The following is a 10,910-nucleotide window of genomic DNA, read 5'->3' on the forward strand; positions in this document are numbered from 1 at the left end:
GGATGTTGTGGGGCCGCATTTCGGGCGGCTGGATTGCCAGCGGGGACTTGTCCCGGCACGATCCACCGGTCGCTGACGTAGGGGAGCCAACGACTAGTCTGGCTGCATGTCTGACGCAACCCCTGCATCCGCCTCAGCCCACACAGCAGCGATTGAGACGCGCAGTCTTGAAGAGATTCTGTACCCGGCGCTGGAGCCGCACCAGATCGAGCACCTCGACGTGGGCGAGGGGCAGCGCCTGTACTTGGAGCAGTCGGGCAACCCTCAGGGAACGCCGGTCGTCTTCGTGCACGGCGGGCCCGGCGGCGGCACAAGCCCTTGGCAGCGGCGCTTCTTCGACCCTGCCGTCTACCGCATCATTCTCTTCGACCAGCGCGGATGCGGGCAGAGCACGCCGCATGCGGCAGACGGCGCCGACCTCGGCGTCATCGACACCGCGCGGCTCGTCGCCGACATGGAACGCATTCGCGAACACCTCGGCGTCGAACGCTGGCTCGTCTTCGGCGGGTCATGGGGCTCGACGCTGTCGCTGGCATACACCGAGGCTCACCCCGAGCACGTGATCGGGCTCGTGCTGCGCGGCATCTTCCTGCTGCGCCGCTGGGAGCTCGACTGGTACTACAACCGAGGCGGTGCACAGAACCTGTTTCCCGACCTCTTCGACGCCTATGAGTCTGTGCTGCGCGAACATGCGCCGGAAGAACTCGCCGGCGACCACATCGCAACGTTCCATCGGCTGCTCAACGGGCCAAACGAAGAGGTGGCGCTGCAGGCCGCGCTGGCGTGGTCTGACTGGGAGTCGCAGACGAGCCATCTGCTCGTTCCTGGAGAGCCCGCGCGAACCACGCTGCAGCTGGCTGAGCATCGTCGCTTCGCGCTCGCATTCGCACGCATCGAGAACCACTTCTTCGCCAACGGCGGGTTCATGCGTGAGAACCAGCTGATCGACGAGGCCGACCGCCTGGCGGGCATCCCCGGTGTGATCGTGCAGGGGCGCTATGACGTGGTGTGCCCGCCGCGCAGCGCCTGGGAGCTGCATCGTGCCTGGCCGCAGTCACAGCTCACCTTCGTGCCGAACGCCGGTCACGGATCGAACGAAGCCGGGATCGCTGCGGGCCTGATCGAGGCGACTGACGGGTTTCGCGCGCTGCGGTGAACGAGACTGGGCCTTCCCTAGTCTTCGTAGGCGGGAGTCACTCTGGCAAGCTCGCCGAGCATGCCGATGTCGATCACGCTGAGTTCGCCGGCATAGGCCTTCGCCGGAGGCTGCAGCAGCCCCGCCTTGGCGGCGCCGAACGTGACGGTCAGGTCTGCGTGCAGCACCGTCGGATCGGGCACCTCGCCGGTGTCTGGATTGATGCCGCTGGGAATGTCGACGGCGACGACCATCGGGCGGATGCCCTGGTCGCGATCGCCCGACGCGTCGCGTGAGCGTTGCGCAGGCACCGGTGCCTGTGTGGCGAGCGAGGCGGTGTCGAGACTCTGCACCCGGAGGCTGCGGCGGTCGGCGATCACGTCGTTCACGGCCTCGACGACGGCTCGAGCCGTTCCACGCAGTGCTGCTTCGGCGCCCAGTCTCGTGCCGGTGCCGAGAATTCCGTCGACGACCACATCGCTCGTTCGTGCCGTGGCGACAGCGGCGTCGACGCACGCCTCTTCAGCGGCCCCGACAGGAACAGCCAGTCGAGCGCCTGCATCCTCGGCGGCGGCGAGGCCGGAGCCATGCACGCGGTCAGCCGTCGGCACAATGCGCACGTCGGCGCCCGCATCGGCGAGTCGCCCGGCGGCGAAGAGCGCGTCGCCACCATTGTTGCCTGCCCCGACGAGCACGAGCACTTGGGCATCGTCGATCGCCGTGCCGTGGTCGTCCAAGAGGCCACGAACCTCTTGGGCGAGTGCGGTCGCTGCCCGCTGCATCAACGGCAGCCCGGCGTCGAGCAGCGGCTTCTCAGCAGTGCGGATCTGTTCGGCGGTGTATCCCCTCATACCTCTAGTATGACGGGCGCAGGCTCACGAACGAGGATGCAGGCCAAGACGCAGGGCTCGCGTGACCAGACACGAGGACGCGCCTGCGAGCGGAAAGTGGGTGCAACGCAGGGTGCACATCGGTCGACACAGACGAGAACAGGGCTCAGCGGAGGGCGTCAGCCTCGAGCGCCTGCAGAATCGCTTTTGCCGGTGCGCCGCCTCGGTAGCCGCCCAGACTGCCGTCGGCCCGCGTCACGCGGTGGCAGGGCACGATCACGGGAATCGGATTGCCCGAGCACCCCGTGCCGACGGCGCGAACCGCCTTGGGGCGCCCGAGCCGTTCGGCCAGAGCGGTGTACGTCGTGGTGGTGCCGAACGGCACCTGGCGCAGCGCCTGTCGCACCTCGAGGTAGAACCCCGACGATAGTGCGTCGTCGATCGGCACGGTGAACGCCTGCAGCCGGCCCGCGAAATACTTGCGCAGCTGCGCTTCGGCGATGGCCAGGTGATCGACGGCTTCGTGCTTGGCCTCGTCGTCGGCGATGAGCAAATCGGGACGCAGCCGATCGACCAGCTCGGTGACCACAGGTTCGACGCCCTCTGTGGCGAATGCGACGCGCACCACGCCTCGCTCGGTCGTCGCCACGAGCAGCGGGCCGATCGGCGTCGACACGACCGACGATGTCAGCTCATCACGGTGCAGGGCGTTGGCGGGACGCACCTCGTCGTGTGCGGTGTCAGTTGTCGGCGGTGAGGCCTTTGTCATCTCTGTCATCTGATTCATTCTCTGAGTCTGCCTGACAGAAGGCTCTGTCGACAGTGCCGCACTCAGCCTGTGCACGGGTCCACGCCATCAGTGCCTCTGTGCAGAACACCGCGTCACCGCAGAATCGGCCCCACGTCGCGTGAGCGCTTCAGCTCGAAGAATCCGTCGACGCTGGTCGCCAGCGCGAGCCCGTCGTACAGCCGCAGGGCAGCATCCCCGGTCGGAGCCGGAGACACGACCGGCCCGAAGAACGAGTGCTCGTTGATCGTCAGAACCGGCGTGCCGACATCGGTGCCCACTCGCCTGGCGACCTCCTCCTGGTTCGCTGCCAGCGCCGCGTCGCCCTCGTGCCGCTCGTCGAAGAGCGCGGCATCGAGCCCGGCCGCCGACAGACTCTCGCGTGCCACCGCCTCGACGTCGGTGCGGGCGTCCAGATGGATGCGTCGGCCCAACTCGTCATACAGCGCCTTGACCGCAGTGCTGTCGAAGCGGTCGGCGACCAGAGCGACCAGCGGGCAGTACTCTTTCGACCGTCGAATGCCGTCGGCGTGGTCGGGGTCGGGCTCGGCATTCGCCGGCAGCAGCGCGAGGCTCATCACGCGCCAGGTCACGTCGAGGTCGCGCACCTGCTGCACCTCGGCGAGCCATCGGGACGTCATCCACGCCCAAGGACAGATCGGGTCGAAGAAGAACTCGACGGGTGCGGTGCTCGTCGCGGTCAGGGGCGATGACTCGGCCTGTGTGGGGTCGGGTGCTGGTGCTGCGGATGTCATGGCGGTTCCTCTCGGATTCGTGCTGGTCAGGGGGAGTCGGCTGCGTGCGTCGACGTTCAGGGCAGGTCTTTCAGCTGCGGCCGTCGGTGTGAGGGCCACCGTCGAAGAGCTCTGCGAGCGCGTCGAGAAAGCCGATGACGGCTCGCTGCTGATCATCGTCGAGAGTGGAGGCCAGCTCGATCATGCGTGTATGCATGTCGCCCAGCGAACTGCGCACTTCGCGGTGCGCTGACTCTGTCGACTGCAGCAGCTGGCCGCGTCCGTCGAGGGGGTTTCGCGACCGGGTGACGAACCCTGTGGCCTCGAGGCGGCCCAGAAGCTTGGTGGTTGCCGCACTGGTGACGTCGAGGTGCGCGGTGATGTCGCCCGGAGTGGTCGCCAGGCCGCAGCGTTCGCGTGCCATGATGAGTCGCAGCGCTTCCATATCGGTCGCATTGAGCCTCATGTATCGCTCTGATCGATGGCGCATGGCCTGGTCTGCGCGGTGCAGACGACGAACCGCTTCGAGCACCTGGCGGGCACCGGTCTCAGTGTCCTCGTCATACCAGTAGGCATGCGGGCGACGATCAGTTCCCGCGATGGGATGTGGGGATGGTGCGCCTGTGGTCTGCCCAGTTCTCTCAGACATCGTGTTCTCCTCTGTGCAGCGATGCGCATCCTGTCGCGTCGCCCTGTTCTGAGCCTACTGGGCGAACGCGGTTCTGAGCTAGAACTCTAACTAAGTTAGATATAGTTTGATTAGACGGCAGCAGTCATCGCCGGATCATGAAGGAGACCATATGTCCGCCCGCCCGGCATCGACCACCGACAACCGTCATGTCGCCGAGCCGACGCGTCCGCACGCAGCGCCGATCACCTTGGCCGACGTCGACGAACGGCTGCAGCAGGGGCTGGACGCGAGTCTGCGGCAGGCGGCACAGGTCGACGATCGTTTCGTGCAGCTGTGGCAGGCACTGCGATCGGGCATCGGGGGCGGCAAACGGGTTCGTCCGGCGCTGCTGATCGACACCTTCACAGCCTTGGGCGGCCCGGAGAAGCATCGCGAGGCCTGCATCGAGGCAGCAGCGGCGCTCGAGATGCTGCACGCAGCCTTTCTTCTTCACGACGACCTCATCGACGGCGATCTGCTGCGACGTGGTCGCCCGAACGCCATCGCCGAGTTCTCCGCACGCGGAAACGCACATTCCGCAGGAGCCGGAAGCAGCTGGGGGCTTGCGGCGGGAACGCTCGGAGGCGATCTGCTGCTCAGCTCGGCCATTCGCCGTCTGGCCGGCGTGCGGGTCGAAGACCGGCTGCGAGATCAGCTCCTTGATGAGTTCGACGAGACGATTCACCTCTCTGCTGCCGGCGAGCTGGCGGATGTCACACAGTCGCTCATATCAGACGCCTCGCAGTCGACGGGCCGTCTCTCTGCGGCCGATGCCGGCGTCTCACCGCTTGAGCCGACACGCTCGACCGTGCAGCAGACCGCACGCCCTCAGTCGCGGTCGACTGTCCCGGCTCAGACCTCATCGGTGCCGCCCCTGGCAGACGAGGCGCTGTGCCAGATCGAGCAGACGCTCGAGCTCAAGACGGCCCGATACAGCTTCGTTGCTCCCGTGCGCATCGGCGCGATGCTGGCTGGCGCCGATGCGCGGCAGATCTCGAATCTCAGCGACATGGCTCGCCACGCCGGCATCGCCTTCCAGCTGACCGACGATCTCATCGGCGTCTTCGGCGATGCCGACGTCACCGGCAAAAGCACCAAGGTCGACCTGCAGCGCGGCACACGCACGGCGCTCATCGCCGTCGCGCAGCACACAGCCGTGTGGGCCGAACTCGAAACCATGATCGGCGACCCCACACTCGATGACGCACGTGCGGCCCGAGCGCGCGACCTGCTGAACGCCTGCGGCGCCCGTGCGGCGGTCGAGCTGCGGGCGCGGGATCATCTGCGTCTCAGCCGCAGCCTGCTCGAAGACGAGTCGCTGCCGCCGCGCCTCAGAGACTGCATGCAGGCGCACCTCGACGCGATAGCAGGGCGGCAGCGATGAGAGAGAGCGACGCACAGCGATACCAGCGCACGGCGATGCACGCCGCCGCACTCGTGGTCGCGCGGTACTCGACGTCGTTCGGGCTCGCCTGTCGCCTGCTCACACCTGCGCTGCGTCCCGAGATCAGGGCTCTCTATGCGCTGGTGCGCATTGCCGACGAGACGGTTGACGGGGCCGCAGAGCAGGCGGGGATGTCCACAGCACAGCAGGCGAATGCGCTCGACGCGCTCGAAGACACAGTGTATGAGGCGATTCGTGACGGCCACAGCACGAATCCCATCGTGCACGCCTTCGCCAGCGTGGCGCGCCGCCGCGGCATCGACGCCGAGCTGATCGCGCCGTTCTTCGCCTCGATGCGGCGTGACCTCGACCCCGCCCCGTTCACTGCGGCAGAGATGCCGGCCTACATTCACGGTTCTGCCGAGGTCGTCGGGCTGATGTGCCTGGCCTGCTTCGTCGAAGATCCCGTCGATCGAGCACGGCTGCGCGATGGGGCACGTGCTCTGGGCTCCGCGTTTCAGAAGGTGAACTTCCTGCGTGACCTGGGCGACGATGTGCACCTGCGCGGTCGCAACTATTTTCCGGACGCCATCGTGGTCGTCGAAGATCGTCAGCCGGTGCGGCCTGACGCAGATGAGTCGCCGGCTGCGCAGACGACCCTTCCGGCGACGGATGCGGCAGCACGCCCGCATCGCAGCATCCGCCTGACCGAGACCGCTCGAGATCGCATTCTCGACGGCATCGACGCCGAGCTCACCCAGGCCGGCGAGGCGATCGCCGACCTGCCAACGGGCAGCAGACTGGCGGTCGCCACTGCGCATGCGCTGTTCTCCGAGCTGTCCCGGCGCCTTCGACAGACGCCGGTCGAGATGCTCGTGACCAGCCGCACTCGGGTGCCCGGATGGCGTAAGGCGCAGATCGTGGCGCGCTGCATGCTGCACGAGCGCGTTGCCAGGCGACGCGGCCGCGAGGCTGACAGATCGAAGGCGCCGATGCCACTCGACGGGAGCAGACGATGAGGAAGCACCAGCGACCACCACAGAACCAGCGGCAGCGTGCCGTGGTGATCGGCGGAGGCATCGCTGGTCTGGCGTCGGCCGCGCTCCTGGCGCGCGATGGGCACGCCGTCACGCTGCTCGAGGGGCAGGATGTGCTCGGCGGCCGCGCGGGCACCTGGCAGCATGAGGGGTTTCGCTTCGACACCGGGCCGAGCTGGTACCTGATGCCCGAGGTGTTCGACCATTTCTTCAGACTGTTCGGCACCAGCGCTGCGGAACAGGTCGAACTGACGACGCTCGATCCCGGCTACCGGGTGTTCTTCGAACCGTCTGCGTCAGGCGAGTCTGCCTCGCGGCTCGACGTCGCCCGGTCGCGCAGCGCGAACCAGGCCGCGTTCGAAGCCGTCGAGACCGGCGCAGGAAAGGCTCTCGGCCGATATCTGGACTCGTCGGCGGCGACCTACCGCAGCGCCAAGGAGCACTTTCTCTACACATCGTGGCAGCGGCTGACGCCACTGCTGCGGCCATCGGTGCTGCGTGACATCCGGCGTCTTCCGGGTCTGTTGACACAGACGCTGGAGGCCTTCGTGGGGGCGCGGTTCGCTGACCGCAGGCTGCGCCAAGTGCTCGGCTACCCGGCGGTCTTTCTCGGCACGTCGCCCGAGCGCACACCTGCGCTCTACCACCTGATGAGCCATCTCGACCTCGACGACGGCGTGCTCTACCCCCAGGGAGGTTTCACCGAGCTGATCGCAGCCGTCGAGCGCGTCGCCCGCGATGCGGGAGTGACCATCGTCACTGATCGTCGTGCGATCTCGATCGACACACAGGGCGGCCGCAGCCAGGGCGGCAGACGGCGTCAGCGCGCTCAGGCGACGGGCGTGACCACCGTCGATCACACCGGTCGTCGTCGTCGACACCTCGCCGATATCGTGGTGTCGGCGGCAGACCTGCACCACACCGAGACAGAGCTGCTGCCGTCGCCGCTGCGAACCTACCCGTCATCGTGGTGGCAGCGCCGTGACCCGGGGCCGGGCGCGGTGCTGGCGATGCTCGGGGTGCGCGGCGGGCTGCCGCAGCTCGAACACCATTCGCTCTTCTTCACCGCAGACTGGAAGGCGAACTTCGACACCATCTTCGCCGATCGCGCAGGCATCCCCGACCCCGCATCCTGCTACGTCTGCAAACCGAGTGCCACAGACGCAGCCGTCGCACCGGCGGGCCATGAGAATCTGTTCGTGCTGATTCCCGTTGCGGCAGACACCCGCATCGGCACCGGAGGGCTCGACGGCACCGGAGACCAGGCCGTGGAGGCCGCCGTCGACCGCGCGATCGCACAGATCTCTGAGTGGGCAGACATCCCCGACCTCGCCGAGCGCATCGTCGTGCGTCGCACCGTCGCTCCCGCCGACTTCGCGAGAGATCTCAACGCCTGGCAGGGAGGCGCACTGGGGCCAGCACACACACTGCGTCAGAGTGCGCTGCTGCGCGCCAGAAACTCCTCGCGCAAGGTGGCGGGGCTCTACTATGCCGGCACATCGAGCATTCCAGGGGTCGGTCTGCCGATGTGTCTGATCAGCGCCGAGATCATGCTGAAGCGCGTGCGCGGCGACTCCTCGCTGGGGCCGCTGCCCGAACCATCACCCAGCCCGACGGCAGGCAGCGACCGATGAGCGCCGCGTATCTGATTCTGCTGCTGCTCTCACTGCTCGGCGTCGCCCTGCTCGACCGACGGTGGCGACTGTTCGTCTGGCGGGCGCCGGTCACGGCGGTCATGGTGCTCGTCAGCGGTGTCGCCTTCTTTGTGCTCTGGGATCTGTTCGGCATCGCAAACGGACACTTTCGGCAGGCAGACGGGCCCTGGCAGCTCGGGGTGCTGCTCGCGCCAGAGCTGCCGATCGAAGAGCCGGTGTTCCTGCTGCTGCTCTGCTGGTCTGCGATGCTGCTGTGGTGTGCCGCCGTGCGGCTGCTCGAACGGCGGCAGCGATGACCTATCCGCAGCTCAACCTGGTCATGCTCGCCGTCGCCGCCGGAGCCGCGGTGCTCTGCCTGCTGGCACGCCGCATCCGCGCTCGACGCGCTTCGGAGCCTCCGCAGCATGCGCCGGGCTCAGGAGCGCTGCCCTCGTCGGGGCCGCGCATCACCCGCGTGCTGAGCGCATTCGCGATCGCGCTGGCGGGGCTCGTGCTGCTCACCGCGGTCTTTGACAACGTGATGATCTCGGCAGGGCTCTTCTCCTACGCCGACCAAGGGCGCACCGGCTGGCAGATCGGCCGAGCTCCGATCGAAGACTTCGCCTACCCGCTCGCCGCGCTGCTGCTGCTGCCGGCACTGTGGGTCTTCGTGCGTGATCATGAGCGCACCGCACGCACGGTGCTTCTCTCGTCACGACCCCTGAGCTGGATCAACACGGCGTTTCCGTTCGCCGCCGCATTCGCTCTCGGCGTCGGCGGCGGCGACCCACAACTGAGCGCCGTGTCGGCTGCCGGCTCCTGGTCGACTCTGGGCTTGGTGGCTGGCACGCTGTTCTTCCTGGTGCCGTACAACCTGCTCATGTACGGCATCAACGACGTGTTCGACTACGAGAGCGATCTGCGCAACGCTCGCAAGGGCGGGGCGGAAGGCGCCCTGCTGGAGCCCCGACTGCATCGCACTGTGGTGCTCAGCGGCGTGATCTCGGCAGCGCCGTTCGTCTCGCTCATGCTGGTTGCCGCCTGGCATCTGGGCACCATGGTCGCCGGCGCGATCACGTTGGCCGTCAGCCTGTTTCTCGTGGTCGCCTACTCGGTGCCAGGGCTGCGGTTCAAAGAGCGGCCCGTCGTTGACTCGATCACCTCGAGCCTGCACTTCGTCACCCCGGCGGTATGCGGTCTCGCCTTCGCCGGCGTCGAGCTCACCTGGCCGCTGATCGCGCTGCTGGTGGCCTTTGGCCTCTGGGGCATGGCCAGTCATGCGTTCGGTGCGGTGCAGGATGTGATTCCTGATCGCGAGGGCGGCATCTCGTCGATCGCGACGGTGCTGGGGGCGGGGCGAACGGTGCGGCTGGCCATCTGGCTCTGGTCGGCGGCCGGCGTGCTGACGCTCTTCACGTCTTGGCCCGGGCCGCTGGGGGCGCTGTTGGTCGTGCCGTACATCGTCGCAGTGTGGCCGTTTCGTTCGATCAGCGACGAGCGCTCGGCTCAGGCCAACGTCGGTTGGCGGCGCTTTCTGGCGATCAACTATGCCTGCGGGTTCTGCGTCACCATGCTGCTGATCTGGTGGGCTTCGCTGAACCTGTGACCAGAGGCAGACTCAGGCCAGCCCGCCGGACGAGACATGGTGCAGGCTCAGCAGCCAGTGCCCCTCGCGCCGAACCCAGACCGACGAATGGGCGGCCACCGTCGGTGACCGGGTCTCGTAGGTGACGATGGTGACGTCGTCGGTGACGGCGGATGCCGCAGCCGACCTGAGCTGATCGCCTGCGGCCGGCAGCAGGGCGCGTGAGCCGATGATGCGGCATCCCTCGTCGAGCAGGCTGCGGCCGGTGGCGATGTCGCGGGCGCCACGTGCGTCGGCGAGCAGTCGTTCGGCTGCGAGTGCGTCCGAGGCAGCCGAACTCGATGGGGCGGCGTCTGCCGGGGTGTCTGACGGGGTGTCCGCCGGGGTATCTGCCAGGGTATCTGCGGTCGACGCGGCCGCGGTATCTGCGAACGACGGGGCAGCCGATGCGGCGAAACCGGGCCCGGCATCCACCGCACGCCCCGCCTGGATGGCGAGGGCAGCACCGTGCGCGCGTTCGTCGGCGGCCTCGTTCATGTGATGCCCGGCGTGCCCCTTGACCCACTCGAATTGCACGTCTCGCCCCTGCAGCGCCGCATCGATCTGCTCGAGCTGGTCGCGGTTGAGCACCGGCTTGCCGTCGGATTTCTTCCAGCCCTTGCGCTTCCAGCCGGGCATCCACTTCGTGACCGAGTTGATCACGTACTGGCTGTCACAGAGGATGCGCAGCGGCTCGTCGCGGTCTGCCGTCGCGTTCAGCAGCTCGAGCACGGCCTGCAGCTCGCCGCGGTTGTTGGTGCTGTGCTCCCAGCCCCCGGCCGCCCAGTGGTCGTCGTCGACGTACCAGGCCCAGCCGGCGGGGCCGGGGTTGCCGAGAGCTGATCCGTCTGCAGAGGCGATGATGGTCATTCGAACATTCTGCCACTGGGCGCCGACATCAGGCTCGGCCCCGGCCCCGGCCCCGGCCACGCACCCGCGCCCCCCCGATCATCACCTCGCCGCGAGGCTGCGCTCGACTCGCTCGGGCGTGAACCAGATCAGCAGCACGGCACCGAGCAGCGCGGCCGTGCGCACTGAAATGCGGCCGTGCGCACTGCAGTGCGGCCGAAGGGGG

11 protein-coding genes are annotated in these 10,910 nt (G+C 67.7%); 6 read left to right on the forward strand and 5 right to left on the reverse strand.

The genetic code is table 11. The annotated features are described in order from the left end of the window. Positions 1-106 precede the first annotated feature (106 nt). Positions 107-1,156: a prolyl aminopeptidase gene (pip, locus tag F8O08_RS02245; RefSeq protein ID WP_158042435.1), complete on the forward strand. Its 1,050-nt coding sequence runs from the start codon at positions 107-109 to the stop codon at positions 1,154-1,156. Between the two features lie 17 nt (positions 1,157-1,173). On the opposite strand, the gene F8O08_RS02250 is transcribed toward pip, so the two are convergent. The 4 genes from F8O08_RS02250 to F8O08_RS02265 all read right to left on the reverse strand — a co-directional run bounded on the left by F8O08_RS02250 (position 1,174) and on the right by F8O08_RS02265 (position 4,135). Then, positions 1,174-1,986 carry an NAD(P)H-hydrate epimerase gene (locus F8O08_RS02250; RefSeq protein WP_158038746.1) on the reverse strand — a complete coding sequence of 271 codons (813 nt, stop codon included), beginning with the start codon at positions 1,984-1,986 and terminating at the stop codon, positions 1,174-1,176. Between the two features lie 145 nt (positions 1,987-2,131). After that, positions 2,132-2,743: a methylated-DNA--[protein]-cysteine S-methyltransferase gene (locus F8O08_RS02255; protein WP_225733538.1), complete on the reverse strand. Its 612-nt coding sequence runs from the start codon at positions 2,741-2,743 to the stop codon at positions 2,132-2,134. Between the two features lie 104 nt (positions 2,744-2,847). Further along, positions 2,848-3,507, reverse strand: a complete 660-nt coding sequence (locus F8O08_RS02260) for a DsbA family protein (protein WP_225733539.1) — start codon at positions 3,505-3,507, stop codon at positions 2,848-2,850. A gap of 70 nt (positions 3,508-3,577) precedes the next feature. Continuing rightward, positions 3,578-4,135 carry a MarR family winged helix-turn-helix transcriptional regulator gene (locus tag F8O08_RS02265; RefSeq protein WP_158038745.1) on the reverse strand — a complete coding sequence of 186 codons (558 nt, stop codon included), beginning with the start codon at positions 4,133-4,135 and terminating at the stop codon, positions 3,578-3,580. A gap of 151 nt (positions 4,136-4,286) precedes the next feature. On the opposite strand from F8O08_RS02265, the gene F8O08_RS02270 reads away from it, so the two are divergent. From F8O08_RS02270 to F8O08_RS02290, 5 genes are read left to right on the forward strand one after another with little or no spacing between them, the layout of a single operon-like run. Next, positions 4,287-5,540, forward strand: a complete 1,254-nt coding sequence (locus F8O08_RS02270) for a polyprenyl synthetase family protein (RefSeq protein WP_158042436.1) — start codon at positions 4,287-4,289, stop codon at positions 5,538-5,540. Further along, on the forward strand, positions 5,537-6,559 hold the full coding sequence (locus tag F8O08_RS02275) for a phytoene/squalene synthase family protein (RefSeq protein WP_158042437.1): 1,023 nt from the start codon (positions 5,537-5,539) through the stop codon (positions 6,557-6,559). Before F8O08_RS02270 ends, F8O08_RS02275 begins: the two co-directional genes overlap by 4 nt. After that, positions 6,556-8,211 (forward strand): phytoene desaturase family protein, encoded by a 1,656-nt coding sequence (crtI, locus tag F8O08_RS02280; protein ID WP_158042438.1) that lies wholly within the window; start codon positions 6,556-6,558, stop codon positions 8,209-8,211. Before F8O08_RS02275 ends, crtI begins: the two co-directional genes overlap by 4 nt. Beyond that, positions 8,208-8,528, forward strand: a complete 321-nt coding sequence (locus tag F8O08_RS02285; RefSeq protein WP_158042439.1) for a lycopene cyclase domain-containing protein — start codon at positions 8,208-8,210, stop codon at positions 8,526-8,528. Before crtI ends, F8O08_RS02285 begins: the two co-directional genes overlap by 4 nt. Then, positions 8,525-9,817, forward strand: coding sequence for a prenyltransferase (locus F8O08_RS02290; protein ID WP_318655631.1), 1,293 nt, complete (start codon positions 8,525-8,527; stop codon positions 9,815-9,817). Before F8O08_RS02285 ends, F8O08_RS02290 begins: the two co-directional genes overlap by 4 nt. Positions 9,818-9,829: 12 nt before the next feature. Here the strand turns inward: F8O08_RS02290 and F8O08_RS02295 are convergent, their stop codons facing one another. Beyond that, positions 9,830-10,705, reverse strand: coding sequence for a ribonuclease H family protein (locus F8O08_RS02295; protein ID WP_158038740.1), 876 nt, complete (start codon positions 10,703-10,705; stop codon positions 9,830-9,832). Positions 10,706-10,910 lie beyond the last annotated feature (205 nt).

Origin of the sequence: Pseudoclavibacter sp. CFCC 13611, from assembly GCF_008831225.1 — a bacterium.
Lineage (GTDB): Bacteria > Actinomycetota > Actinomycetes > Actinomycetales > Microbacteriaceae > Pseudoclavibacter_A.